The sequence below is a fragment of the Mycetocola sp. Y444 genome (genome assembly GCF_059445295.1).
Window position 1 is genome coordinate 320,524 of sequence record NZ_JCAIUB010000003.1, and the last position, 25,832, is coordinate 346,355.

The 25,832-nt window shown below is 66.8% G+C and carries 25 protein-coding genes; 16 read left to right on the top strand and 9 right to left on the bottom strand.

All coding sequences use genetic code 11. The annotated features are described in order from the left end of the window. Positions 1 to 27: 27 nt before the first annotated feature. From AC1C2M_RS13005 to AC1C2M_RS13020, 4 genes are all read right to left on the bottom strand, one after another. Positions 28 to 1,509, bottom strand: coding sequence for an amidohydrolase (locus AC1C2M_RS13005; RefSeq protein ID WP_495436939.1), 1,482 nt, complete (start codon positions 1,507 to 1,509; stop codon positions 28 to 30). Further along, complete coding sequence (locus AC1C2M_RS13010; protein WP_495436940.1) at positions 1,506 to 2,276, bottom strand: FMN-binding negative transcriptional regulator; 771 nt, start codon at positions 2,274 to 2,276, stop codon at positions 1,506 to 1,508. The genes AC1C2M_RS13005 and AC1C2M_RS13010 overlap by 4 nt, the downstream gene beginning before the upstream one ends. A 298-nt stretch (positions 2,277 to 2,574) precedes the next feature. Beyond that, positions 2,575 to 3,459, bottom strand: a complete 885-nt coding sequence (locus AC1C2M_RS13015; protein WP_495436941.1) for a PIG-L deacetylase family protein — start codon at positions 3,457 to 3,459, stop codon at positions 2,575 to 2,577. Continuing rightward, complete coding sequence (locus AC1C2M_RS13020; RefSeq protein ID WP_495436943.1) at positions 3,456 to 4,649, bottom strand: glycosyltransferase; 1,194 nt, start codon at positions 4,647 to 4,649, stop codon at positions 3,456 to 3,458. The genes AC1C2M_RS13015 and AC1C2M_RS13020 overlap by 4 nt, the downstream gene beginning before the upstream one ends. Before the next feature lie 240 nt (positions 4,650 to 4,889). Here AC1C2M_RS13020 and AC1C2M_RS13025 point away from each other — a divergent pair, with 240 nt between their 5' ends. From AC1C2M_RS13025 to AC1C2M_RS13080, 12 genes are all read left to right on the top strand, one after another. After that, the gene (locus AC1C2M_RS13025; RefSeq protein WP_495436945.1) at positions 4,890 to 5,183 is read left to right on the top strand and encodes a DUF1905 domain-containing protein; all 294 of its coding nucleotides are present in this window, start codon (positions 4,890 to 4,892) and stop codon (positions 5,181 to 5,183) included. A gap of 45 nt (positions 5,184 to 5,228) precedes the next feature. Then, on the top strand, positions 5,229 to 5,564 hold the full coding sequence (locus AC1C2M_RS13030; RefSeq protein ID WP_495436946.1) for a DUF2283 domain-containing protein: 336 nt from the start codon (positions 5,229 to 5,231) through the stop codon (positions 5,562 to 5,564). 121 nt (positions 5,565 to 5,685) lie between these two features. Then, on the top strand, positions 5,686 to 6,663 hold the full coding sequence (locus AC1C2M_RS13035) for an NAD(P)/FAD-dependent oxidoreductase (protein WP_495436947.1): 978 nt from the start codon (positions 5,686 to 5,688) through the stop codon (positions 6,661 to 6,663). Between the two features lie 421 nt (positions 6,664 to 7,084). Beyond that, the gene (locus tag AC1C2M_RS13040; protein ID WP_495436949.1) at positions 7,085 to 8,407 is read left to right on the top strand and encodes an ABC transporter substrate-binding protein; all 1,323 of its coding nucleotides are present in this window, start codon (positions 7,085 to 7,087) and stop codon (positions 8,405 to 8,407) included. Positions 8,408 to 8,488: 81 nt separating this feature from the next. Next, positions 8,489 to 9,421: a carbohydrate ABC transporter permease gene (locus AC1C2M_RS13045; protein ID WP_495436951.1), complete on the top strand. Its 933-nt coding sequence runs from the start codon at positions 8,489 to 8,491 to the stop codon at positions 9,419 to 9,421. Next, the gene (locus tag AC1C2M_RS13050; RefSeq protein ID WP_108963458.1) at positions 9,418 to 10,251 is read left to right on the top strand and encodes a carbohydrate ABC transporter permease; all 834 of its coding nucleotides are present in this window, start codon (positions 9,418 to 9,420) and stop codon (positions 10,249 to 10,251) included. The genes AC1C2M_RS13045 and AC1C2M_RS13050 overlap by 4 nt, the downstream gene beginning before the upstream one ends. 28 nt (positions 10,252 to 10,279) lie before the next feature. After that, entirely contained in the window at positions 10,280 to 11,290 is a 1,011-nt protein-coding gene (locus tag AC1C2M_RS13055; protein ID WP_483406398.1) for an aldo/keto reductase family protein, read from the top strand. A 10-nt stretch (positions 11,291 to 11,300) separates the two neighbouring features. Further along, positions 11,301 to 12,125 carry an aldo/keto reductase gene (locus AC1C2M_RS13060; protein WP_495436952.1) on the top strand — a complete coding sequence of 275 codons (825 nt, stop codon included), beginning with the start codon at positions 11,301 to 11,303 and terminating at the stop codon, positions 12,123 to 12,125. Between the two features lie 59 nt (positions 12,126 to 12,184). Then, positions 12,185 to 12,766, top strand: a complete 582-nt coding sequence (locus AC1C2M_RS13065; protein ID WP_483406396.1) for a TetR family transcriptional regulator — start codon at positions 12,185 to 12,187, stop codon at positions 12,764 to 12,766. A 161-nt stretch (positions 12,767 to 12,927) separates the two neighbouring features. After that, on the top strand, positions 12,928 to 14,139 hold the full coding sequence (locus tag AC1C2M_RS13070; protein ID WP_495436954.1) for a serine hydrolase domain-containing protein: 1,212 nt from the start codon (positions 12,928 to 12,930) through the stop codon (positions 14,137 to 14,139). Beyond that, entirely contained in the window at positions 14,136 to 16,412 is a 2,277-nt protein-coding gene (locus AC1C2M_RS13075) for an alpha-L-rhamnosidase (protein WP_495436956.1), read from the top strand. The genes AC1C2M_RS13070 and AC1C2M_RS13075 overlap by 4 nt, the downstream gene beginning before the upstream one ends. Before the next feature lie 20 nt (positions 16,413 to 16,432). Further along, entirely contained in the window at positions 16,433 to 18,664 is a 2,232-nt protein-coding gene (locus AC1C2M_RS13080) for a glycoside hydrolase family 3 C-terminal domain-containing protein (protein WP_495436957.1), read from the top strand. 43 nt (positions 18,665 to 18,707) lie between these two features. Here AC1C2M_RS13080 and AC1C2M_RS13085 read toward each other — a convergent pair whose 3' ends face one another. Then, positions 18,708 to 19,232 (bottom strand): VOC family protein, encoded by a 525-nt coding sequence (locus AC1C2M_RS13085; RefSeq protein ID WP_495436958.1) that lies wholly within the window; start codon positions 19,230 to 19,232, stop codon positions 18,708 to 18,710. Here AC1C2M_RS13085 and AC1C2M_RS13090 point away from each other — a divergent pair. Continuing rightward, positions 19,231 to 20,100, top strand: a complete 870-nt coding sequence (locus tag AC1C2M_RS13090; protein ID WP_495436959.1) for a helix-turn-helix transcriptional regulator — start codon at positions 19,231 to 19,233, stop codon at positions 20,098 to 20,100. The genes AC1C2M_RS13085 and AC1C2M_RS13090 overlap by 2 nt on opposite strands. 181 nt (positions 20,101 to 20,281) lie before the next feature. On the opposite strand, the gene AC1C2M_RS13095 is transcribed toward AC1C2M_RS13090, so the two are convergent. Further along, the gene (locus AC1C2M_RS13095) at positions 20,282 to 21,067 is read right to left on the bottom strand and encodes an SDR family oxidoreductase (RefSeq protein ID WP_483406390.1); all 786 of its coding nucleotides are present in this window, start codon (positions 21,065 to 21,067) and stop codon (positions 20,282 to 20,284) included. Then, positions 21,064 to 21,585, bottom strand: a complete 522-nt coding sequence (locus tag AC1C2M_RS13100; RefSeq protein WP_495436961.1) for a MarR family winged helix-turn-helix transcriptional regulator — start codon at positions 21,583 to 21,585, stop codon at positions 21,064 to 21,066. Before AC1C2M_RS13100 ends, AC1C2M_RS13095 begins: the two co-directional genes overlap by 4 nt. A gap of 125 nt (positions 21,586 to 21,710) precedes the next feature. Between AC1C2M_RS13100 and AC1C2M_RS13105 the strand changes: the two genes are divergently transcribed. Beyond that, positions 21,711 to 22,001 (top strand): hypothetical protein, encoded by a 291-nt coding sequence (locus tag AC1C2M_RS13105; protein ID WP_495436963.1) that lies wholly within the window; start codon positions 21,711 to 21,713, stop codon positions 21,999 to 22,001. Between the two features lie 148 nt (positions 22,002 to 22,149). Beyond that, positions 22,150 to 22,302: a hypothetical protein gene (locus tag AC1C2M_RS13110; protein WP_495436964.1), complete on the top strand. Its 153-nt coding sequence runs from the start codon at positions 22,150 to 22,152 to the stop codon at positions 22,300 to 22,302. Between the two features lie 1,147 nt (positions 22,303 to 23,449). Here AC1C2M_RS13110 and AC1C2M_RS13115 read toward each other — a convergent pair. Then, positions 23,450 to 24,481: an LLM class flavin-dependent oxidoreductase gene (locus AC1C2M_RS13115; RefSeq protein ID WP_495436966.1), complete on the bottom strand. Its 1,032-nt coding sequence runs from the start codon at positions 24,479 to 24,481 to the stop codon at positions 23,450 to 23,452. Between the two features lie 151 nt (positions 24,482 to 24,632). On the opposite strand from AC1C2M_RS13115, the gene AC1C2M_RS13120 reads away from it, so the two are divergent. Then, positions 24,633 to 24,893: a hypothetical protein gene (locus AC1C2M_RS13120; RefSeq protein ID WP_495436968.1), complete on the top strand. Its 261-nt coding sequence runs from the start codon at positions 24,633 to 24,635 to the stop codon at positions 24,891 to 24,893. A gap of 334 nt (positions 24,894 to 25,227) precedes the next feature. Here the strand turns inward: AC1C2M_RS13120 and AC1C2M_RS13125 are convergent, their stop codons facing one another. Then, on the bottom strand, positions 25,228 to 25,785 hold the full coding sequence (locus AC1C2M_RS13125) for a hypothetical protein (RefSeq protein ID WP_495436969.1): 558 nt from the start codon (positions 25,783 to 25,785) through the stop codon (positions 25,228 to 25,230). Between the last annotated feature and the right edge of the window lie 47 nt (positions 25,786 to 25,832).

Consider the following 25,832-nt stretch of genomic DNA (forward strand, 5'->3'; position numbering starts at 1 on the left):
GCGTCGTGAACCTGCGAGCGTGTGCGCCTACAGGGCGTTGTGGGTCCAGCGTCCGCCGAGGAGGGTGCCGGCGACCCTCTGGCTGCGCAGCTGCTCGGGCGGCGACGTGAACGGATCGGCCTCGACGATCGCGAGGTCCGCGATCGCGCCCACCGCGACATCCGTTCGCGCGCTCGCCGCCAGGGCCTGCTCAGCCGTCAGCGCCTGCTCGACGTGCCACGGGTCGCGACCGTCACGCGCGCGGCCGACGGCTGCCGCGATCGTGATCCACGGGTCGAGGGGAGCGACGGGGGCGTCCGAGCCCATCACGAGCCGAACGCCGGCGTCGGCGAACGAGCGCAGCATGAAGGCGTTGGCGGTGCGGTCGGGCCAGAACCGGTCGGCGATGTCGCGGTCGTCCATGGCGTGTTCCGGCTGCACGCTGGCGTCGACGCCGAGGGCGGCGAACCGAGCGACGTCCGCGTCGGTGACGAGCTGGGCGTGCTCGATCCTGCCGTGGGTGACGCCGAGCGCCTCGAAGGCGTCGAGCACGTGGGAGTTGGCGCGGTCGCCGATCGCGTGCACGGTCGCCTGCAGTCGGGCTTCTGCCGAGCGGGCTAGCAGTGCGGCGAGCTCGGTGGGCGGGACCACGAGGATGCCGTGCGCGTCCGGCTGCCCGGCCATGCCGGGATACTCGTCGAAGCAGAACGCCGTGCGTGTACCCAGCGACCCGTCGGTGATGATCTTGTGCCTGCCGACACTGAGGAGTTCGTTGATCCGCTGCCCGGTGTATAGCCCCTCCGCGATCGCGCGGTCGATGTGCTGGGTGTAGATGCCGAACTCGACGCGGAGTGAGTTGGCGCCGGCGGCCATGCGGCGCTCCCAGCTTTCGAGGTTCCAGGCCATCTCGAGATCGACGATTCCGACGATGCCGCGGGAGGCGGCATCCGTTGCTGCATCGTTCACCATCGGATCGAGGATCGAGTCCGGAACCGCGTTGACGAGGTTCTCGATCTCGAACGCGGGCGTTTCGCGGAGCAGCCCGGTCGGGTGGCCGGCGTGGCCGAAGATCTCAAGGGCGACGGTGTTGAGCCAGACCGAGTGCAGGTCGAAGCTGATCAGCACGATCGGGACGCCGTTGCCAGCGGCGTCGAGGTCGGCGAGGTTCGGGGCGTCGGGCCAGACGCCGTCGCGGAATCCATTCGCGACGAAGGTGAGCGGGCGGCCCGTGGCGTCGACCGGCTGCGGGCCGGCCGCGATGAGGGCGTCGTGGGTCATCCGGGCGGCCTCGCGAGCGCTTGCCGCGGTCGACACGTCGAGTCGCCGGGTCTTGAGCGCCCACTGGTTGAAGTGCACGTGCTCGTCCCACAGCCCGGGGATCAGCCAGCGGCCGTCGAGCGCCACCTCTTCAGCGCTCGAGCGGATGCCGTCGGCAATCTTCGCGATACGGCCGTCGGTGATCAGAACGTCGGTGACGCGCTCGCCGATGCGGGCCTCGCGGAGGACGAGGCTGTCGGGTTCTGCGCTCACGACTCGGGGATTCGGGGGGTGGCGTTGCTGGTGTGGGTGGCGGCGGTGCGGCTGGAGTCGGGCGCGGTGTCCGCGGCGTCGGCCGTGTCGGTCTTCTCGGCGTGGGCGGTGCTGGCCTGCCGGCCGTCGCCGCTGTTGTCGTTGCCGAGGGCCGCGCCGTCGTGGACCCGGTGCATCTCCGCAGCGAGGTCGGGATGGGCGTAGTTTGCGCCGTGCTCGAGTTCGGTCATGACGTTGTCGACGACATCCGCTGGCTTGTCCTGGCTGAGCTTCGAGCGTGCTTCGAACCGTGTCACCAGCATCCGGAACCCGACGGTACCCGAGACGATGCGCCGCCCGTATTCCTCGTTGTCTTCGAGCAGCTTGGGCTCGGGCAGTTTGTGCTCGAAGTGGCTCACCAGCTCGCTGAGAACGCGCCAGTTCTCCTCGTCGCTGAGGATTTCGGGTACGCCGTAGAGGTGCGCGGTGACGTGGTTCCAGGTGGGCACGGCGGGCTGGTCGCCGTACCAGCTCGGCGATACGTAGCCGTGCGGGCCCTGGATGATGACCATCACCTCGTGCTGGCCGAGTTCGAGTGCGCGGTCGTCGGGGCGTCCGACGTGGCTGACGATGCTGATGCCCTCGCGATCCTCCTCGAGGATCACCGGGTAGTGCGAGGCGACGAGGCCTTTCGCGGTGTTGGAGACGATGGTCGCCCACGCGTTTCCGCGGATGAGCCGCTTTACTTCTTCGGGATCGGTGACGACGTATGAGGGCGTGTGGCGCATGGGGAAATCATTGCAGATGATGCGCGGGGCTTCCCGCATGTGTCGGGCCGGCCCGCGGCGGTCGGGTGTGTTTCGGGAGGTAAAACGTGGGGTGTAGCGGCTATGGGTCGTCGGGTGCTGCGTATCTCCTCCCGAAACCGGGGTGCCCGGGCTTTCTTCCCGCGAACACCGCAGCTCTCCGATGTGTTTCGGGAGGTAAATCGTAGGGTCTGTGGGCAATGCGTCGCCGCGGCCCGCGATTCTCCGCCCGAAGGCTCGGGCACCGTACGAGCGGCAGCGGCGCTCGGCGTCCTCGGCTCTAGTTTGAAGCGGGCGGGTCGACGATCCGGAGGCCCACACTCGGGTGGATCGGCTCCCTCTGCCCGCCCGAGTGCACGACCTCATCGCCGAACACGGTGAGCTGGCTCGCATGGTGACGCAGGGCATCCGTCATCGTGTTGCGACAGTGTTCGAGCTCGAACCACTCCACACCCGGCGCTGGCTGCTCGCGAATCTCCGCGAACGGAATGTTGAGGGCGACGGATGCCTGCAGCGCGGCATCGCGGATGCGCACGTGGTCGGGGTGCCCGTAGCCGCCGTGAGCGTCATAGCTGATCACGAGGTCGGGTTGCACCGTCGCGATCAGGGCGGCGACATCGGTGCTGACGTCGGCGAGGTCGGCGAGGGCGAGTGCATCGGTGGGCGCGTCGTCGGCAGGACCGGCGACGCCCTCGGTGATCCAGGCCATGCCCGAGTCACGGTAGGTGTGTTGCGGCAGCCCGGCAGCCCGCGCGGGTGGCGTGCCGAGCCAGTAGTGGTCGGTGATGCCGAGCACGGCGATCGCGCCGGCGAGTTCGCGTTCGCGTTCGACCGTGAGTTCGGGGGTGCCGGCGAGCGGCGACAGTGGCCCGGCCACGACTTCACCCTGTTCGCCGCGGGTGGCGGTCAGCAGAGTGACCCGAATGCCGCGCGCGACGAGTTCGGCGATGAGGGCGCCGGTGGCGAGGGTCTCGTCGTCGGGGTGGGCGTGCGCGAGCAGCACTGAGTGCATGCCGGTGAGGATGCTCGCGGTTGCGTCGGCGGGCTCCGGCTCGGTCGCTATTGCCCCTCGGTCGCTGGCGTCCGTTCTATATGCCGGTGCCGTTATGCCCTCGCTCGGGTTGATGCCGGGCGCGGAATCTTCCCTGTCAAATGCTCCGGTCACGACGCCGCCCCGCTCGACGCCGCGATCAACCGGGCGTACACGTCGGCGGTCTCGACCGCACTGCGCCGCCAGGTGAAGGTGAGGGCTCGTTCGCGTCCGGCGTTGCCGAGCTGGTGCGCCAAGGCGTCGTCCGCGAGGAGGTGGCCGACGGCATCCGTCCACGCTGCAGGATCGCGGGAGTTCACGAGCAACCCGGTGACACCGTGCTCGACCGCCTCGACGAGACCGCCCGATCGCATCGCGACGACCGGGATGCCGCTCGCCGCGGCCTCGAGCGCCACGAGGCCGAAGGTCTCGGAGTGTGACGGCACGAGCAGCATGCGCGCCCCGCGGAGCAGCGCTGCAAGCTTCGGGCGTGACTGCGGGCCGACGAAGCGCACCGAGATGCCCATCTCATCACCCAGCGTCCGGAGTTCGGCGGCGTATGCCTCGTGTCCGGTGGTCGGTCCGCCCGCGACGACGAGGTCGGGTCGCCCGGTCGCTGGCAGGGCGGCGAGGGTTTTCATCGCGAGGTCGAGCCCCTTGAGGGGTTCGATCCGTGCGGCGACGACGACGTAGCCGGGGCGCTCGCTCGACGGCTTCACGAGCGGCGAGAACAGTTCACTGTCGACGCCGGGTGCCACGACCACCACGCGCGACTCGGGCGCGCCCAGCCGGTTCACGACGGTGTCGCGCTCGGCGGCGCTAATGGCGATGACGGCATCCGATTCACGAGCAAGGCGTTCCTCGCCCCGCATGCGACCCGGCGATTCCGGGCGCTCGCCCTCCGAGAGCGGGGTCGCCGGGTCGGCGGCGATGCTGTGGAAGCTCTGCACATGCGGGATGCCGCGGCGGCGCGCGACGTCGAGGGCGGCCATGCCCGAGAACCAGTGGTGCGAGTGGATGATGTCGACCTCGCCGAACCCGTCGAGCGCCCGCGCAAACTCGTCGATGTAGCCCTCGTTGTCGCCCTTTACCCGCCGCTCGGGCGGGCCCGCGGCGACGTGGTGCAGCATCACGTTGGGTGCGATGGGGTGAGCGGATGCCATATCCGGCGAGGTGCGTCGCGTCACGATGTCGACAGTGTGGCCGAGCGCGCCGAGCTCGAGGGCCGTTGCCCGGACGGCGACGTTCATGCCGCCGACGTCGCCGGTGCCCGGATCGTCGTCGGGGGACGTGTGGAGGCTGACCAGGAGGATACGGAGTGGCACTTACCGAGTCTAGATCGCGGGGGCCGGGTGTGCCGGTGGGGTGGCGGCGGCGCTCGGCGGCGCAGGGCGGCTCGGCTCGGCGCTCGAGCGCTGCAGATGCATGCCCGCGCTACAGAAGTATGTGCAGCGCGGGCATGGAAGTGCAGCGGTGGGTGGGGCGGCGGAGGCGCGAAGGGCGAGGGCGGACGGCGAGCGGCACGCAGCGCCGGGCACGGACCCGACCCCGGGTTAGCATCAAGCATGCACTTCACCTTCACCGCCCCGCTCTGGGAATGGAGCGCGAGGGCCTCGTGGTACTTCGTCTCGGTTCCCGAGGAGGAGAGCGCCGACATTCGCAAAATCCCGCGGATGCCATCGGGTTTCGGTGCGGTCAAAGTCCGGGCCACGGTAGGCAACTCGACCTGGGACACCTCGGTGTTTCCCGGCGCCGCAGAAGGCGTTTACGTCTTGCTGATGAAGAAGTCAGTGCGCGTTGCCGAGGGGATCGACGAGGGCGACCCCGTCACCGTGCACCTGGAGCTGCTTGAGCTGTAGTCGCCCGGTCAGAGGTTTGGTGCTGGGCGTGAGGAGCGCGCGTGCGTGCATCCGTTCGCTCTGGATCTGGCAAAGTTCGCCGGGCAGCCCGGCAGCCCGGCAGCCCGGCAGCGCGGCAGCCCGGCCAACGGGCCGCCGCCGCCGCGGACGGTCTATCCTCGATCCATGCTGACCTATGACCCCGAGGTGGATGCCGCCTACCTGACGCTTGGCAGCCCGATCCGGCCGGGCGAGGTCGCCCGCACCGTCGAGATCGAAACGCCCAGCCAGGCCGGCACGATCAATGCCGACTTCGACGCGAACGGCAGGCTCCTCGGGTTCGAATTCCTGAACGCATCGACGCTGCTCCGCCCCGAGGTGATTGCCGAGGCTGAGCTCTAGCCGCCGGCGCAAAAGTCGCGGGGAGCGCGGCAGTAAGAGTTTGAGTGTCGTCCGGTGGAACTTCCGTCGCTAATTTGACACCGCTCTTGATCCGAGCGTGCTCCTCACTCAGCATTGCTTCATGACTATTTCCTCACCTTTGCGTTTCGACGTTGTCATCATCGGTGGCGGTGCCGCCGGGCTCAGTGCCGCCGTCGCCCTCGGGCGCGCTCGCCGTTCCGTCGTCGTGCTCGATGGTGGTGAACCACGCAACGCACCGGCATCCGGTGTGCATAACTACCTGAGCCAGGACGGGATCCGACCGAGTGAGATGCTCAGGCTCGGCCGGGCTGAAGCGGAGCGGTATGGCGCGCGGCTCCGGGACAGTGTTGCGGTGTCGGCCTCGAAGGGTGAGAACGGGTTTACGGTGACGACGGCCGCCGGCGATACCTTCACCGGGCGTCGCATCCTCATCGCCACCGGGCTGGTCGACGAACTGCCCGATGTGCCCGGCCTGCGGGAGCGCTGGGGGAAGAGCGTGCTGCACTGCCCGTATTGCCACGGCTGGGAAGTGCGCGACCGTGCAATCGGAGTGCTCGCGACGAGCCCCAAAGCAGTGCACCAGGCGCTGATGTTCCGCCAGTGGAGCGAGAACATCACCCTGTTCCTGCACACCGCGCCGCGGCCGAGCGAGGAGGAGACCGAGCAGCTGCTGGCCCGCGGGATCACTCTCGTCGATGGGCGGGTGGAGTCGCTCGACGGCCCGGGCGACCAGCTCACCGCGGTGAGGCTCGAGGATGGTTCCGCCCACCAGGTCGACGCCCTCGTGGTTGCGCCGGTGTTCACGGCGCGCACCGACCTCCCAGCGCAGCTGGGCGTACGGCTCGTGCCGCACCCCATGGGCATGGGAATGCAGATCGAAACGGATGCCATGGGCGCCACATCGGTCCCCGGCGTGTGGGCGGCGGGAAATGTCGCCGACCTGGCCGGGCAGGTGGTGACCAGCGCTGACGAGGGCTTGCGTGCGGTCGTGTCGCTCAACGTCGACCTCGTCGCCGAAGACACGCGCGACGCGGTGCTCGCGTACCGGGCCGCCCGGGTGGACGCCCCGGTGCAGTAACGCGCGGGACGGGTGGCTGCGCCCGAGCGCCGCCGGCCCGCGCCCCTTTACCAAAAATGGCTCCCTGCGACCAATAACAGGTCGAACAGGGAGCCATTTTTGGCGAATGGACCGCGGTCGAAGGGGGCAAGGGGGGATGGCCGCGGGCGGCAGGGCCGGGCTGAGCGGGATGGGGCGGGGACGGATAGGCCGCGCCGAAGCGGTGACTATCTCGTGGGCCCTCCGTCCTCCGCTCTGAGCGCGTTCTTCGAGGGGTGCGCACCGCCTGTGTACCCGTGCGGACACCGAAATGCAACGTTTCATTGACGTCCGGGCAGCGAGGCCATACGATAATGAAACCCCGTCATCGAATAGTTTTCGATAGCACCTGAGGCGGATCACACGGCACCGTCGCTGGCGACGGCTTTACGAGGAGGTAAGGATGTCCCAAGTATCGAGATCCCGCAAGTCGGTGAGAGCGGTTGGCCTCATGGCGGCCGCAGCCATCGCGCTGACCGGCTGTTCCGGCGGCGGCGGAGGCGGCGAAGATGGAACTGTCGAGCTGACCTGGCTGCAGGGCAGCGGCGTGCAGACGAACATCGACATCGCCCAGTCACTGGTCGACGCCTTCGAGGCGGAGAACCCGGATATCAAGATCAAGGTTGATTCGAGCGGCGGATCCGGCTCGGAATACGACAACCTGCTCAAGACCCGTCTCGCGACCGGCGAGGTGGGCGACATGTTCTGGTACAACAGCGGGTCACAGCTGCAGGGCTTGAACCCCGACCAGACGCTGCTGAACGTGGCGGACGAGCCATGGGTCGGGGACCTCGACGAAACATTCCGCTCGGTCGTCTCCGGGTCGGACGGCGCGGTCTTCGGTGCTCCTGCGGGTTCCGCAGGCACGGGTGGAATCCTGTACAACATCCCTGTATACGAGGAGCTCGGCCTGGAAGTGCCGACCACCTGGGATGAGTTCGTGTCCAACTCCGACGCGATCAAGGCGGCAGGCAAGACGGCCGTCCAAATGACCTTCGCCGACACCTGGACGGCGCAGATCCTCACGCTTTCGGACTTCTACAACGTATACAAGTCCGATCCGGAATGGGCTGACAAGTACACGGCGAATGAGGCCAAGTTTGCTACGGACGAGGTGGCTATCGGGGGCTTCACGAAGCTGCAGGAGCTGGCTGACGGCGGTTACTTCAATGCGGACTTTGCCTCGGCGACCCTCGACGAGGGGCTCATGGCAGTGGCTTCGGGCGAAGCCGGTCACTACCCCATGTTCACCGCGCTGTACTCATCACTGAAGACGCTCGCACCAGACAACCTCGACGACATCGGCTACTTCTCGGTTCCCGGTGACGATGCGGCCGACAACGGCGGCACCGTGTGGTACCCCGCAGCCGTGTACGCGCCGAAGGACACCGAGCACCCCGAGGAAGTCAAGAAGTTCATGGCGTTCGTGGCGAGCCCGGCGGGCTGCGACGCCGTGATCGAGGCGTCCGGTGTCACCGGCCCCATGCTGGTCGACGGATGCGAGTTGCCCGAAGACGCACCCCGGATGGTGACGGACATGTACCCGTACTTCGACGAGGAGCGCGTGGCTCCGGCCCTGGAGTTCCTGTCGCCCATCAAGGGCCCGGCGCTTGAGCAACTTCTTGTGGAGGTCGGCTCCGGTATCCGTAGCGCAGAGGATGCCGCGGCGCTGTATGACCAGGACGTTGAGAAGCAGGCGCAGCAGCTCGGACTCGACGGCTGGTGACCTTCTTCCGATGACCGAACGCTCGGTGGGGGGGGCGGCGAAAGCCGTCCCCACCGGCACCCATGACTGGATGGAGATCCCATGAGCACGCTGGCACCCTCCGCGCCGCCGCTCCGTGAGGCAGGAAAGCCTCCGAAGCGCCGCACCGCGGGTCGCCTTTCCCACAGTACTTATCCGTACTGGTTCCTGCTGCCCGCGGGCGTCATCTACGCGGTACTGTTCCTCGCCCCGACGTTCGCATCGTTTTTCTTTGCGTTCACGCGGTGGAACCTTTACGAAATCGAATTTATCGGCTGGGACAATTTCTCCCTCTTCTTCCGCGACCCTCAGTTGACCAAGGGGTTCCAGAACACTCTGATCTATGGCGTTCTGACGTCAGGCCTCAAGGTGGTCCTCGGGCTGGCGCTGGCGGTCCTGCTGACGTCGCCCATCGTGGCCAGGGGATATCTCCGAGCCGTCATCTTCTTCCCGGTGCTTGTCTCCACGATCGGCGTCGGCATCACGTTCCGCGCCCTGATGGACCCGGAGGAGGGCCTCATCAATCGAGCGCTCGCCGCGGTTGGCATTCAGGGCCCCGGCTGGTTGACGGACCCGAACCTCGCGCTGTATTCGATCATCGGCGTCGACATCTGGAAGGGTGTCGGACTCGCGGCCCTGATCTTCATGGCGGGCATCGTCTCCATTCCGCGCGAGTACTACGAGGCCGCCACCATGGATGGGGCAGGTGGGTGGAAGAACTTCTGGAGCATCACCGTGCCATTGGTGGCACCTGCCACCACCACCGTGATCATTCTGTCCCTCATCGGCGGGCTTCGATCCTTCGACCTCATCTGGTCGATGACACGAGGGGGACCCGGGTTCTCGAGCGACGTCATCGCGTCGGTGATCCTCAAGCAATACCAGGCCGGCTTCTACGGGCTGTCGACCGCCGGGAACGTCATCCTGTTCCTCGTGGTGACCGCGATCGTGTTGCCGCTGTTCCTTTGGTTTAACCGGAAGCAGACCGACCTATGAGAACTCAGAACCGCAGACGCCACCTCGTCGGGATCATCGCGATCATCGTCTCGGCGGTTGTCTTCCTGATCCCGTTCGCGTTCATCCTGATCACCTCCTTCAAAACACAGCAGCAGGCCTCCTTGCTGGACTTCTCGTTGCCGATCGATTTCGTATTCTTCGAGAACGTGGCGGCGGTTTTCGCGACGAATGACTTCATGCTGGTGACGGCGTTCATCAACAGCAGCATCCTGACGGTCGCGTCGGTGGCGATCATGGTCATCCTGTCGGCGATGGTGGGGTGGATCCTCGCTCGGCGGCAGTCGCGCTGGAACGGGGTGTTCAGCTTCCTGATCCTCGCTGGGCTCATCGTCCCGCCCGCCGTTGTCCCCACGATCTGGGTGCTGCAGAGTATCGGGCTGTTCAAGACTCTGCCCGGTCTCGTGCTGATCGAGGTCGCGTACGGCATGGCGTTCTGTGTCCTGCTGTTTCGCTCGTTTGTCTCGACGATCCCGAAGGAACTGGACGAGGCCGCAATTATCGACGGCGCCGGGCCGATCCGGCTCTTTTTCAAAGTCGCCTTCCCCCTGCTCAAGAGCGTCATCGTGACGGCGATCGTCGTCCAGGCCGTCGCGGTCTTCAACGACTTCGCGAACCCGCTGTACTTCCTTCCTGGCGCGGAGAACGCGACGGTTCAGCTAACCCTGTTCAACTTCCAGAGCCAGTACGCAACCTCCTGGAACCTCCTCTTTACGGACATTCTGCTCATCACGATTCCGCCACTTCTCATGTACATCTTCTTCAACCGGCAGATCGTCGAAGGCATGACTGCGGGGGCGATCAAGGGATGATCGCGCTCCACCCGAAAGGACCTCACAAATGAAATTCCGCCACCTCGGGGCATCCGGACTGAAAATCTCGGAGATCACCTACGGCAACTGGCTCACCCACGGCTCTCAGGTGGAGAACGACGCGGCGATCGCGTGCGTACATGCGGCGCTGGATGCTGGAATCACGACTTTCGACACGGCTGACGTCTACGCCAATACCCGCGCTGAGAGCGTCCTGGCCGAAGCGTTGCAAGGCCAGCGGCGCGAGTCGCTCGAGATCTTCACCAAGGTCTACTTCCCGACGGGCCCGATGGGTCCTAACGACGTCGGGCTGTCACGCAAGCACATCATGGAGTCGATCAACGGCTCGCTCAGCCGACTCGGCACGGACTACGTCGATTTGTACCAGGCGCACCGCTGGGATCCGGCGACGCCGCTCGAGGAAACGATGGTGGCCTTCGCCGATATCGTGCGCTCCGGCAAGGCTCTCTACATCGGGGTCAGTGAGTGGACTGCCGACCAAATCCGGGCTGGTGCCGCTATGGCAAAGGAACTGCGGATTCCCTTTGTGTCCAACCAGCCGCAGTATTCAGCGCTCTGGCGGATCATTGAGCCGGAGGTGATCCCGGCATCCGTTGAAGTCGGCGTTTCGCAGATCGTATGGTCGCCGGTCGCGCAGGGCGTGCTGACGGGCAAGTACACCCCAGGGGCTGCCGCTCCGACGGGCAGCCGTGCGACCGATGACAAGGGTGGTTCCGAGATGATCGGCCGCTTCATGCGCGACGATGTACTCGAACGGGTGCAACGCCTGCGTCCGATCGCGGACGAGCTTTCGCTCAGCATGGCGCAACTGGCCGTCGCCTGGGTGCTGCAAAATCCGAACGTCTCCGCAGCGATCATCGGTGCCTCCCGCCCCGAGCAGGTGAGGGAGAACGTCGCGGCGTCCGGTGTCGTGCTCGACGACGAGGTGCTGCGTCGCATTGATGAGGCTCTCGGTGATGTCATCGAGCGGGACCCGGCCAAGACGGCCCTCGAGTCCCCCGACGACCGTCCGGCGTGAGCCGCGGCACATGACCCTGCGGGGCGAACTGCCGCAGTCCTCTCTGGCCCTGGGGACAGCGGGGTTCGCTTTTGGCGGGAGTTCGCTCGAGGACGCGGTCGACACCATCAGGGGAGCTGTGCAGGGCGGCGTGCGGCTCGTCGACACCGCGCGCGCCTATGCCCGGCGCGGCGAGGAATCGACCGCGGAGGTCATCGTCGGTCGGGCGCTGGCGCAGCTCGAGGGAGCCGATGTTCTCGTCGCTACGAAGGGCGGGCATTGGCGTGATGGAGAGGCGTTCCCTGTCGACGGCCGCGCCTCGACGCTGCGAGCGCACTGCGAGGCGAGCCTGCGCGCGCTCGGCGTGCCGCAGATCGATCTCTACTTTCTCCACCACGTCGATCCCGTCGTGCCCATCGAGGAGAGTGTGGAGGCTCTCGACGATCTGCGACGTGACGGTCTCGTGCGACACGTTGGGATCTCGAACGTGTCCCGTGACGAGCTCGATCGCGCGTCGCGTGTCACGGAGATCTCCGCAGTGCAGAACCGGCTGTCACTGAACTGGCCCAGGGATTTGCCGCTAGCGGAGGAGTGTGTCCGGCGCGGCATCCTGTTCCTGGCTTACTCGCCACTGGGCGGGGCGGGCGCCGAACCGCCCTCGACGGCTGTGGAGATCGCGCGCGAGCGAGGCGTCTCTCACGCACAGGTGCAGCTGGCGTGGCTCCGGGCGGTGTCACCGGAGATCGTGCCGATCCTGGGGGCCACTCGTCCGGCCACCGTCGCAGACGGTCTGCGAGCACGGGAGCTGAGGCTGTCGCCGGGCGAGCTCGCACGCCTCAGTGCCGCCCACGCATAACGCAAAACCATTCGACGAACTATTTTCGGACGGCGGCCCGTGTGGCATAGCATGACGACATGTCAACGCGCGGACCATATGCCAAGGGGCTCATCAAACGTGACGAGATCCTCGACGCGGCTCTCGAGCTTTTCGCGCAGAGGGGGTACGACAGGACGAGCGTCCGAGAGGTCGCGCGACAGGCGGGTTTGAGCCAGGCCGGCCTGCTGCACCACTTCAGCACCAAGGAAGAACTCTTCCTCGAGGTGCTCCGTCGTCGGGATGATCGCTCGACCGATGAGGCTGAGCCTGTGCACACGCACTCCGTTGATCGTCTGATCGGCGCCGTCGACCGCAATGCTGGTGAGCCTGGTCTCGTGCGCCTCTTCGTTGCGATGTCGGCAGAGACCGCAGCGGATGCCAGCGAGGCGCGCGCCTTCTTCGCGGAGCGCTACGAGTGGTTGCTGGATCAGATCGCTGCGGACGTGCGCGCACATCAGGCTACTGGTGACATCGACCCGGATGTCAACGCCGAGGATGCCGCGTCGCTTCTCGTCGCGGCGGCCGATGGTCTGCAAATCCAGTGGTTGCTGAATCCGGATGGTGTGGACATGCCGGGGCGTATCCGGAGCCTGTGGAACGCCCTCAAGAACTCGCGATGAACCAAGGCACTTGCAAAACCAGTCAATGACCGCCATTCTAGTTTCATTGCACCCGGCAGCACCGCTGCTGCCCGAGCCAATGGAGGACGAGTGCCCGTTGTGATGTCAAGCCGCCGGTTACAGACGTGCGATCCGTCCGCGACAGAGTCGCTGGAGACCCCATGACCAGAGCCGCTCCCGACGTCACAGATGTGTTCGCTCCGGTACGCCGACTCTTCGCGGACTACCTCGAGGCGGAGCCGGCATACAGCGCTCAACTCGCCGTGTTCCACCATGGCGAAGCCGTCGTCGACCTCGCTGGCGGCCCCGCGCTCGACACCGAATCCCTGACGGGCGTGTATTCGGTGAGCAAGGGTGCGGCCGCGCTGGTCATCGCGTCACTTTTGGACCGGGGTGCGCTCGATCTCGACCGTCGCGTCGCCACCTACTGGCCGGAGTTCGCCGCCCTCGGCAAAGAGGACATTACTGTCGGCGACCTCCTGTCCCACCGCGCCGGCTTGGCCGCGCTCTCGCCCGGGACCCTTGCGTTTGAGGAGTTCCTCGAACGCTCCGAGCTCGGTGCTGCACGACTCGCCTCCCAGGCTCCGCTCTGGGCGCCGGGATCGGCCTTCGGCTACCACGCGCTGACGATCGGCATCCTCATGGAGGAGCTGGTCCGCCGCACGACGGGTCGCACGCTGCAGGAGGAGTACGAAGAGACCATCCGCGGGCCTCGCGACGCGGACTTCTATCTCGGGATGCCGGAAGACCTCGATGGCCGTTACGTGCCGCTCGCGCCCCCGGTTCTCACCGCTGAGCAAGAGCGCGAGGTCGCAGGGCGTCCCCCGCAGGATGCGCTGGCCGAGACTGTCTTCTCCAACGTCGATGCGCCGGACGACCTGACCGACCGCGGCATCAGTTCGAACAATCCTCGTGTGCGCCGCGCGGGACCGGCAGCGATCGGTGGCGTCGGCTCTGCGCGCGGCCTGGCGCGGCTGTATGCAGATGCGCTCCCCGGTGCTGCCCGCCCCATCGCCTCGCCCGGGGTCTTTCGCGCCATGGCGATCCAGCGCTCCTGGGGCCATGATCGTGTCCTGGACGTGACGAACAGCTTCGGGGCGGTCTTCCTGCTCCCGCAGCCGCGTATGCCGTACGCCAGCCTCGGCGCCTTTGGGCACGATGGTGCCGCCGGCGCGCTGGCCTTCGCAGACCCCGCGACCGAAATCTCGTTCGGGTACATCCCGTGGCCGCGTCAGCACCCTGGCGGAGCGGATCACCGTTCGGTCGCGCTTGCGCGGCTGGTGCGCACGTGCGCGATCGAGGCAGCGCGCGGCGTGATCGCCGCAGCCAGCAACATCCGACAGGCGAAGAGAAAGCAGAAGGACGAATCATGACGACAGCACTCAGCCCTCTCCGCGATGCGGCGTTCCTCACGGCGACCGCTCCGGAGGGAATCGCCCCCCGCTTCCGCTTTGAGGCTGCTCTCGACAAACCCCGCGACGAGGTGACCACTGCCGCGCTCGTCGCAACCGCACACGGGGTGTACGAGGCAAAAATCGATGGCGTAGCGGTCACCGAGTCGGTCCTGAACCCCGGATGGACGTCATACGAGTGGCGTCTCGCGTACCAGGAATACGACGTGACGGATGTCGTCTCGCGGGCTGTCGGCCCTCTCAGTATCGAACTCCTGCTCGGCAACGGCTGGTATCGCGGGCGTCTGGGCTTCGCGGGTGCGAACGCGAACTACGGTGATGAGATCAGTGTCGCGGCGGCCCTCGAAGTCACGTATCGCGACGGGTCGAGCCAGCGAATCGTGACATCGAACGCATGGACGGCCGAGGAGTCGGACATCACGCGCAACTCCTTGTACAACGGACAGACCATCGATGCGAATCTTCGCGGCGGCGGAGCGCCCCTTGAGGTGCGCGCTGTCGACATCGACCGTGCGACCCTGCTCCCGCAGACGTCGCCGCCGATCGTGCGCAACGAAGTTCTGTCCCCGGTGGAGATTTCCACCTCGCCCTCTGGGCGCACCATCGTTGACTTCGGCCAGAACCTGGTGGGCTGGGTGCGATTCTCCGTCCGCGGCGGGCGGGGCGACACTATCCGCATTCGCCATGCCGAGGTCCTCGAGGACGGCGAACTCGGCATGCGCCCGCTGCGCGGTGCGGAGGCCACCGACGAGTTCGTTCTCTCGGGCGAGCTCGACAGCTTCGAGCCGACGTTCACCTTCCACGGCTTCCGGTACATCGACGTTGACGGGTGGCCCGGTGAGCTCGGGCCGAACAGCCTCGAGGCGGTTGTCGTGCACTCCGAGATGGAACGCACCGGGTATTTCACCTGCTCCGAGCCGCTCGTCAACCAGCTCGTGCACAACTCGGTCTGGGGCCAGAAAGGAAACTTCCTGAGCGTCCCGACCGATTGTCCGCAACGCGACGAGCGCCTGGGCTGGACGGGCGACCTGGCAGCGTACGCGGCATCCGCGAACTTCCAGTTCGATACCTCGGACTTCCTGGACGGCTGGCTCAGGGACCTGCTTGAGGAGACCCGTCACACCGAAGATCACGTCGTTCCGCTGATCGTCCCGGAGGTGCTGAAGTACGCGCACTTCCCGGACGGGTTCTCCCTGCCGTGGCACCGCGCCACCGCGGTCTGGGGCGACGCCGCTGTCTGGGTGCCACAGGCGCTCTGGTGGTCGTATGGGGATGCGACCCGGCTGGCGGATTACTATCCGACTATCGTCATGCACCTTGATTCGATCGAGCCTGATGTTTCGGACACCGGACTCTGGGACGGCGGCAATCAGCTGGGGGACTGGCTGGACCCTGACGCGCCGCCGGAGGATCCGGCGGCCGCGAAGGCGGACGCTTCCGTGGTCGCGACCGCGTGCCTCTACCGCTCCGCCTCCTTCGCGGCGGAAGCGGCGGATGTGCTGGGAAAGCGGGAGGATGCGGAACGCTGGCGGGCGGTGGCATCTCGCACGCGGAAGGCCTTCGTCGAGCACTACGTCGACAGCCGCGGAGTCGTGCGTTCGGATTGCGCGACGGTTTACGCCCTTGCGATCGCGTTCGGCGTGCTCGAGGGGGAACTCCGTGCACTCGCGGGCAACCGGCTGGCCGACCTTGTTCGTGAGTCGGGCTATCGGGTGACGACAGGTTTCGCCGGCACTCCGTACGTGACGTGGGCGCTGTCGGAGACGGGTCACCTGCAGGACGCTTACCGCCTGCTGCTCGAGCGGGAGAGCCCGTCGTGGATGTACCCGGTGACGATGGGCGCTACCACCATCTGGGAGCGGTGGGATTCGATGCTGCCGGACGGCACGATCAACAGCGGTGAGATGACGAGCTTCAACCACTACGCGCTTGGAGCTGTTGTCGACTGGGTGTACCAGGTGGTTGGCGGCATCCGCCCCGCGTCTCCTGGTTACGCATCCGTGCGCATCCAGCCGCAGCCTGGACCGGGAATTGACTGGGCCGAAACGCGGTACCGCACCTCGAATGGTCCGGTGTCCTGTGCATGGCGGGTCACCGACGGTGAGTTGCGGGTGGAGATCGCGCTGCCCGACGACGTGCCGGCCGAGGTCATCCTGCCCGACGGGAGTCGGTTCGCCGTCACGGGTGGAGCACACGAGTTCGTTGGAGCCGCAGAAGCGAGCATGACCGCGTGACCCCCGGAAAGGACCCCGTAATGACCAGTGATCGCACGACCCCCGAGGTTCTGGCCGGCCTGTCGGTGGAAGAGAAGGCCGCGCTCACCAGCGGGCTCGACTTCTGGCGCACAAAAGGTGTCGGCGATGTGCCATCCGTCCTCCTGACAGATGGCCCCCACGGTGTGCGCAAGCAGCGCGCCGGTTCGGATCATCTGGGACTCGTCGACAGCATCCCCGCCACGTGCTTCCCGCCCGCCGTCGGGCTGGGTGCTTCCTTCGACACGGAACTCGCCGAACGCGTTGGGGCTGCTCTCGGGGTCGAGTCGTCGATCCAGAACGTAGCCGTCCTCCTCGGCCCCGGGGTGAACATCAAGCGCTCGCCGCTGTGCGGTCGTAACTTCGAGTATTTCTCTGAAGACCCCATCGTGGCCGGCGAGATCGGCGCGGCCTGGGTGAGGGGCGTGCAGTCGAAGGGCGTCGGCACATCGCTCAAACACTTCGCCGCGAACAACCAGGAAACCGATCGGCTGCGCAGTTCCAGCGATGTCGACATCCGGCCGCTTCGCGAGATCTACCTGCGGGCTTTCCAGCGCGTGGTCGAAGACGCTCAGCCGTGGACGGTGATGTGCTCGTACAACCGCATCAACGGCAGGTACGCCTCCGAGGACCCGTGGCTGTTGACGACGGTTCTCCGTGAGGAGTGGGGTTTCGAGGGTCTGGTGATGTCGGACTGGGGTGCGGTCAATGACAGGGTGTCCGCGCTCATCGCCGGGCTCGACCTCGAAATGCCCTCGAGCGGCGGGCGCACCGACGCCGAGATCGTTGCCGCTGTGGGTGACGGGCACCTCGATGAGAGTGTTCTCGATGCGTCTGCTGCGCGTGTGGCGTCGCTCGCCCACCGTGCGACCGAGGCCGAGCGCACGGCTGGTCCGCTTGATGTCGATGCCCACCACGCGCTCGCGCGAGAGGCCGCCGGTCGCTCGATCGTGTTGCTCACCAACGATGGGATACTGCCTCTCGAGCGGACCACCCGGTTGGCGATCATCGGTGACTTCGCTGCGAACCCGCGCTTCCAGGGTGCTGGCTCCTCGCTGATCAACCCGACGCGGCTCGACACCGCCCTCGACGAGATCCGGGACCTGTCGACCGGCGATGTCTCTTATGCCAAGGGCTTCAGCCTCGACTCTGACGCCTCTGTCGACGTTCAGGCGAACCTTCGCGCAGAGGCCGTTGGCGCAGCATCCGCCGCCGACGTGGCTGTGCTCTTCCTCGGCCTGCCTGCGCGGCTGGAGTCGGAGGGCTTCGACCGCACCGGTATCGACCTCCCCGCCGAGCAGCTCGCTCTGTTCGACGCGATCGTCGACGCCAATCCCCGCACCGTCGTCGTGCTCTCCCATGGCGGCGTCGTGGCGCTGCCGTTCGCCGACCGTGCTGCCGCGATTCTCGATGGATCGCTCCTGGGGCAAGCGGGCGGTGGCGGGACCGCCGACGTGCTCTTCGGAGTGGTTAACCCCTCGGCCAAGCTCACGGAAACCATTCCCCTCCGTCTTCAGGACAACCCCACCTTCGGCAATTTCCCGGGCGAGTTCGGGCACGTCCGCTACGGCGAGGGCGTGCTTGTCGGCTACCGCTGGTACGACGCCCGTGAGCTGCCGGTGGCGTTCCCCTTCGGTCACGGCTTGTCGTACACGACCTTCTCGTACGGGGATGCTGTCGCCACAGTGACGCCGGACGGCGACCTCGACATCCGCGTCGCCGTCACGAACTCCGGTGGGCGCGCGGGCCGTGAAGTCGTGCAGGTCTACACCGGCCTTGCCCCGTCGATCATCGAGCGGGCACCTCGTGAGCTGAAGGCGTTCGTGGGAGTGGTGCTCGAACCCGGTGAGACTCAGGAAGTCGCGTTGCGCGTGCGCCGTGCCGACCTGGCGTACTGGGACAGCCGTGTCGAGAAGTGGATAGTGGAACCGGGCGTTTACCGAATCGACGTCGCCTCCTCCAGCCGCGACATCCGCGTCTCTGTCGACGTCTCGGTCGACGGTGACGAGCCTGGGCTGCCGATCACGCGCGACAGTACGATCGGCGAGGTCCTTGCCCACCCGGCTGCTGCGGCTGCCCTCAAGCGGGTGGTGCAGCGTTCGAGCGGAGGCCTCGCGGAATCCGCTGACGAAGATACTCAGATGATGATGGCCTCGTTCCCCGTTGGTCGGGCCGGCATGTTGGGCATCACGACCGCCGAGCTCGAGGAGTTCCTCTCCGAAGCAAACGCCTGACGCGGGGCGGCCGCGGGCGGGCAAACGGGCGAGCGAACGCGACCTACGCACCCGACTGCGCGGCCGCCCACTCCGCGACCCGGCGCGCACTCTCCTCCTCGGACAGGTCCTCGACCCGGGACATGACCGACCACCGTACGCCGAACGGGTCGCGGATCGACGCGAACCGGTCGCCCGAGACGAAATCGGTCGTCGCCTCGCGGACCGTCGCGCCCGCCTGAACCGCCCGCTCGACCGTCGCGTCGACATCCGCGCAATAGAGCCCGATCGAGTAGCAGTCTGCGTCGCCGGACGGCGGGGCGATGAGCCCGAAACCGTCGCTGGGCTCGCCGAGCTGCAGGTGGCCGTTACCGAAATCGAGATCGGCGTGAGCAACGACTCCGCCCATTTCCGTGACGTCGACCACGCGGGCGCCAAACACGGTTCGATAGAACTCGATGGCGTCAGCCGCGCTCTTCACCGCGATGAAGGGCGTGAGGCTCGTCATGCCGTGCGGGATGCCGTTGGTGGTGTGGTCGCCCGAAACTCCGGGCCGGGATGCATCGATTTTCGTGGTTGATTCGTTCATGATGAGACCGTATGTCGCCGTCATCCGGGCTGGCTTGAAGATTCGCGACAGCCTCGAACGGGAGGAGGGCAACGTGGCCGAACTAGCCGACGGGTGGGGAATTCTCTACCCCGCGCGGCTTCCAACGTTTGACCGCCACCCCGCCCCTGAGGACCTCGCCGATCGCATCCGCTGGTTCTGGATCCCGCAGTGGCAGCTCGCCCCCGGCCGCACCTCGAGGCAGAGTATCCTGCCGTTCCCCGCGTCCAACCTCGTGGCCGAGCCGACCGGCGTTGCGCTCTCCGGACCGACCACGGGCGCCTCGCACCGCGACCTGCGGGGGAGCGGCTGGGCGGTCGGCGCGCTCCTTCGCCCCGCCGGGCTGGCGTCGCTGTGCACCGAGCCCGCGAGCATCCGCAATTCGGAAGTTCCTTTCGATGCTCCCGATCTGCATCGGACCGTCGCTGCGACGATGACGGATGCCGGTGCCCCGGCCGATCTTGACGGCGCGCGTCGTGCCTTCAGCGCGTGGGCACGCGCGCACCTGGCCCCGCCGGATGAGATCGGTTTGGTCGCCAACGCGATGGAGGAGCTCATCGCGACGGACCCGACGATCGTGCGGGTGGACCAGGTCGCGAGCCGGCTCAGCCTGTCGACGAGGCAGGTGCAGCGGCTGGCGCAGCGGTATGTCGGGTTGCCGCCGCTCGCGATCATCCGCCGCTATCGGCTGCAGGAGGCGGCGCGGATGCTGCGCGACGACCCCTCGCTGACGATCGCGCGGGTGGCGGCCGACCTCGGTTACGCCGACCACGCGCACCTGAGTACCGACTTCAAGAGCGTGCTCGGCTTCACGCCGACGAGCTATCGGTCGGGCTCGGCCGACTCGTAGGGCCGGGCGGGCACGGGTGCTTGCGCCCGTTTACCGAAAATGGCTCCCTGCGACCGGATTCGGGTCGAACAGGGAGCCATTTTTGGCGAATGGATCGCGGTCGGGGCGGGCGCGATCCACGAGTGAGCTCGGTCGGTGCCGGGGCTAGGGCCAGCCAACACCGACCGGGTCTGGGGAAGCGTTAGCTCCAGATGTTGTCGCCGCGGAGCGTGGCATCCGCTCCACCATCGATGTAGATGGTCTGGCCGGTGACGTGCGTGTTCTGTTCGCTCGTCAGCCAGGCGAGCAGCTCGGCGATGACGATCGCGTCGGAGTGACCGTTGAGCGGCATCGGTACGGAGCCGTCAGCCAGCGCGCGGCCTTCTTCGGTGGCGAGGAGGTCGCGGGTCATGTTGGTCACAACGGTTCCGGGAGCGACGGCGTTGACCGGGATGCCGGCACCGGCGTAGCGCGGCGCGATGCTCTCGCGGCGAACCCAGCGCGACAGCGCACGCTTGCTCGACGGGTAGTTGAGGTAGCCGACGCGCGGCCCCTCAGCCTCGAGTGCGCCGCCGATTTCCAGCGCGCGAGCCTCGTCGCCGGCGAGGAGTGCGTCGACGAGTTCGGGCGAGTTCTGCTGCAGCGATGCCATCGAGCTCACGACGGCGATGCGCGGTGCGTCACTCTTCGCGAGCGTCTCGGCGAGGCCGTCGAGGAGGGCGGTGACGCCGAAGAAGTTGACGGCGACGGTGAGTGCCTTCGGTGCGGAGATGCCGGCGGCCGCGATGATGCCGTCGATTTTTCCGTCGGATGCCTCCAGCACGCCGGCGATCGCAGAGTCACGTCCGAGCGTGGTCGAGAGGTCGGCCTCGACATCGGCGTTGCGGAGGTCGACGCCGATCACGCGGTGCCCCTGCTCGCGGAGGAGGTTGGCTGTGGCTTCGCCGATGCCTGAGGCGGAACCGGTGACGACGTAGGTGCGGGTCATTCTGAGACCGTTCTTTCTTCTGGGCCTTGTGGGCCTGGTGGGGTGGTGTTGATGCGAGCCGCAAACGCCCGGGTGGACGCGTCGAGTCGCTGGGTCAGTTGGGTGAGCAGGTGGCGCTCTTTTTCGGTCCAGCCGTCGAGGAGTTCCTCGAGCATGCCGTCGCCGGCGCGCACGAAGGCCGCTGCCACGTCTTCGCCCGCTGGGGTGAGCTGGACCAGCGAGGCACGGGCATCCGCGTCATCCTTGCGACGTTCGACGAGTCCGGATGCCTCGAGGCGGCCAAGCACCTTGCTCACGTTTGAAGCACCGGTTGCGAGGTGATCAGCGAGAGCTGAGGGGCGCAGTGGGCCCCGTCGGCCGAGGATACTGATGGCCGTGATCGACGTCGAATCGAGGTCGATCCCCTCGCGAGCGGTGACCGCGACGAGGAAGCTCGGCGCTGTCCACTGGGCGATGATCCCGGTGAGTGAGGCGAGAAAATCCGATGAGTACGGATGTGGGTCGTTCTGCTCTGCCATCGCCGCTCCCTATTTACTGTCTTTGGGACAGTATATCTGTGCAGAGTGAAAGTCGACTGAAAATTCCGCCCAAAATCCCCCGAGGGGCGGATGCCGTCACTTGCGTCGGCACGTAACGTTGCGGCATGGCTACGGAGAGTTCAAACCCAGCGGGCGACGAGGAGCACGGGCAGGGTTACTACCTGTCGCTCGGAATCTCTTTCGGGCTCCTGTTCGGGGTGGCCCTCAGCGTCGCGCAGGACAACTGGGCTTTCCTGGGGATGGGCCTCGCTTTCGGCGTCGCCATCGGGGTCGCGCTCGACGCGGGCAAGGACAAGAAACCGAAGCCGCAGGACCCAGGCGATGCAACGCCCGACGATGGGATGCCGGGCGGCACGCCACCTGTCGGCGGGCCCAAGCCAGACTCCGACAGCTGACCTGCGACCCGCCCGCCCGCCCTCGTCGAGCGCTGCAGTTTCATGCCCGCGCTGCAGAAGTATCTGTAGCTCGAGCATGAAACTGTAGCGGTCGGCGAAGCGGGGGTGCGGGCGGGTTCGACCTGCCTGGGAAAGCTAGGCTCTTTCCATGCTGCAGTTCCTGGTCGACATCGTCCTGAATGTTGCCGCGTGGATCGCGGATCCCAAGCGGAAGAAGCGCAAACGGGAGCGCCGCGCGCAACGCGAGCGGGCGCGCCGCCGTCGCACCCAGCAGAAAGCCCGGTCAGCGGCCGGCGTCTGAGCGTTACGGGCGTAGTCGCCCCCGCCCCGCCGTCGAGCGCTGCAGTTCCATGTCCGCGCTGCAGAAGTATCTGTAGCTCGAGCATGGATGTACAGCGGTCGGTGATGCGGCGGACGGATGGGGGCGGGCGGATGCCGGCATCCGCTGATTAATCTGAACGGGGACGCGGCCCGCAGGCATCCGTGCGGGCCCCGACCTGACCCTTGTGGGGAACGACCCGGGCCGCGTCGCCAAAATCCCCGCCCCGCCCCGCCATCGAGCGCTGCAGTCCCGTGCCCGCGCTGCAGAAGTATCTGTAGCTCCAGCATGGATGTGTAGCGGTCGGTGATGCGGCGGACGGATGAGGGCGGGCGGATGCCGGCATCCGCTGGTTCATCGTGAACGTGGCGCCCGGCCGCGGGCAATCCGTGCGCGCCCGGGGCTGACCCTTGTGGGGAACGCTGAGTTTCTGCAGACTCCCGGTATGTGGGCGTTGCTGATCGAGGTGGGTGTGACCGTTTTCAGTTGGGTCGCGGACCCGAGGCTCTTCTCGCGCCGCCGCAACCGCCGTCAGTCCTAGGTACCCCCACTCAACCGTCGAATGCCGCCCGGCGCGCGACCCCACCCGGCTGCTGCTCACCACCGAGCGCTGCAGTTCCATGCCCGCGCTGCAGAAGTATCTGTAGCGCGAGCATGGATGTGGAGCGGCCGGTGATGCGGCGGACGGATGAGGGCGGGCGGATGCCGGCATCCGCTGGTTCATCGTGAACGTGGCGCCCGGCCGCGGGCAATCCGTGCGTGCCCCGACCTGACCCTTGTGGGGAACGCTGAGTTTCTGCAGACTCACCGTATGTGGGCCTTGCTGATCGAAGTGGGTGTGACCGTTTTCAGTTGGGTCGCGGACCCGAGGCTGTTTTCGCGCCGCCGCAACCGCCGTCAGTCCTAGGTACCCCCCCCAACCGTCGAATGCCGCCCGGCGCGCGACCCCACCCGGCCGCTGCTCACCACCGAGCGCTGCAGTTCCATGCTCGCGCTGCAGAAGTATCTGTAGCGCAAGCATGGATGTGTAGCGGCGGGTGAGGTGGGACGCGGGCGGCGGGCGCAGGCATCCGTCGGGTCATCGTGAACGAAGCGCGGCGCCCACGAGCATGGCCGCCCGAAGCGCTCCCTACGCGAGCAACTCGCGCACCCGCGGGATCACCTGCGTGCCGTAGAGCTCGATACTCCGCATGAGCTGGTCGTGCGGCATCGGCCCGTTCGCGTACTTGAGGTCGAACCGGTTGAGTCCCAGGGTGCGCGCCGTCGCCGCAATTCGCTGCGCGACGGTCTCCGGCGATCCGGCGTAGAGCGAACCGTGCTCGATCTCCTGCACGTACTCGGCCTCGGTCACGGGCGGCCAGCCACGTTCGGCACCGATGCGGTTGCGGTTAACACTGAAGTGCGGCCAGAGCTGCTCGCGCGCGAGCTCATCCGTCTCGGCGATGTGGCCGGGGGAGTGCGCGCCGAGCGGCATCCGTGGCAGGCCGAGCTGGTCGGACGCCCGCCCGTACAGCTCGACATACGGCAGGAACCGGCCCGGGTCGCCGCCGATGATGGCGAGCATCATCGGGATGCCGGTGCGCACGGACCGCACGACGGACTCCGGTGATCCGCCAACCCCGATCCAGGCGGTGAGGCGACCTGACTCGGTCTTCGGGTGCACGTCGGCGTCGACGAGCGGCGCGCGGTAGCTCCCGGACCAGGTGACGGGCTTCTCCTTGAGCAGCTGCACGAACAGGTCGAGTTTCTCGTTGAAGAGGGTTTCGTAGTCGGCCAGGTCGAAGCCGAACAGTGGGAAGGATTCGGTAAATGAGCCGCGACCGAGGATGACTTCCGCGCGGCCGTTGCTGGCGGCATCCAGTGTGGAGAAACGCTCGAACACGCGGATCGGGTCGTCGCTCGAGAGCACGGTGACGGCGGTGCCGAGGCGGATGCGTTCGGTCTGGCCGGCGATTGCGGCAAGGACCATATCGGGTGCGGAGATCGAGAAGTCGTCGCGGTGGTGCTCGCCGATGCCGATGAAGTCGATGCCGACGGAGTCCGCGAGAACGGCCTGGGCAATCACGTTGCGGATTACCTGCGCGTCGCTTTCGCGCTCGCCGGTGCTGTCGACGGTCACGTCCCCGAATGTGTCGAGGCCGAGTTCGAGGTGTTGTGCCATGGAGATATCCGTCCGAGGTTCGGTGAGAGACGATGCGTACGCATCGATGAGAGCCAACTGTGCCCGGGTGAATCGTATTCCTGCGAGGCGGCGGCGGCCAGCGGTCGCGCGGATCGCTGCTGTCTGAGGCGCGATAGGCGAGGATGAACTCATGAGTTCGGAGATGCCCGTCGCGATCCGTGCCACGAGAACGTGGAAGACCCGTCGCTGGTTGAAGACTCGATACCGCAGTATTCAGTACGACGCACGATTTGCTGGCGGTCGCGAGGAGCACGACGTGGATCTGGATGCCATTCTTCAGGGTGCGCGTTACCCCGCGGACTATCGGTCCACGTTGGAAGGTGCCCGTAGTGCCTGTCCGGAGGAGGGTGCCGGGCTCTGGGTCGACTACCCCTACGGTCGGCCGCTCTAGATAGGTCGTATGCCCTGGGTCGTCGGCCATAGTGTCGGCCAGGACTCGGATACCTGGCCCTGGTGAGTCCGATCCGGTGCGCGCGCCGAGGGAAGCACCGGTTGTGGCGACAGGGCGGAGCCGCTTTGTGTCGGTCCTGCCGAACTGGGTTCTCGTCGTCGCCGCGCTGTTCTTCGTCGCGGTGGATGCGTTGCTATTGCGGGGCGCTGCTCAGCCAGAAACGCCTTCGTCGCGTTGCTGCTCGGCCAGATTCGGGTCCACTTTCGCGAAATAAGCGACCGTATTCGTCCGAGCAAGGTGGGCGCCGGCATCCGGTACAGACGGGGTGCCGGGGTCATGGCGATGGTGGCTGTCCCCAGGGGGGACGGCCCACTCCAAGCACTCCCGGATACTGTTCGTCACTCGCGCGCAGCTCGGCGTCGCGCTGCGCCCGTCTGCGGGCGCGGGCTGCCTCACGGCGATCGCGATTGAGCTCCCACTTCGCGCGGCGGAGCGCACCGCGGAGATCCCACTGCACACAGGTTGTGTCGTACTCGGCGAGCTCGATCCTCACCAGTCGCGCGATGAGCCGCTCGACGCAGCGCAACTGCACGCGCTGAACGAGTGGATCCGGGTCGAGATGGGGCGGCTCGATGAACCGCTGCAACGCAAACAGCAGAGTGTCGGCCCGCATGATCCGGCACACCGCACCTTTGGGCGCGAACTCGCGCTCGGCGTCGAGAATGGCCCGGCCGTACGGGCCGAGGAAGGTCTCCGGTTCAGACTCGAGATACCGGCGAAGGAGCTTGTCGACGCGAACGATCCGTTTGCGCTGCACTCCTGTGCTGTTGTCGTACTCCGTGCCGAAGTACGCCAGCAGAACGTCATCCATGGTGGGAAGCGGCTTCTCCATGCGCACAGTGTCACGCGCGCCACCGACATTCATACTGACAAGGGGTT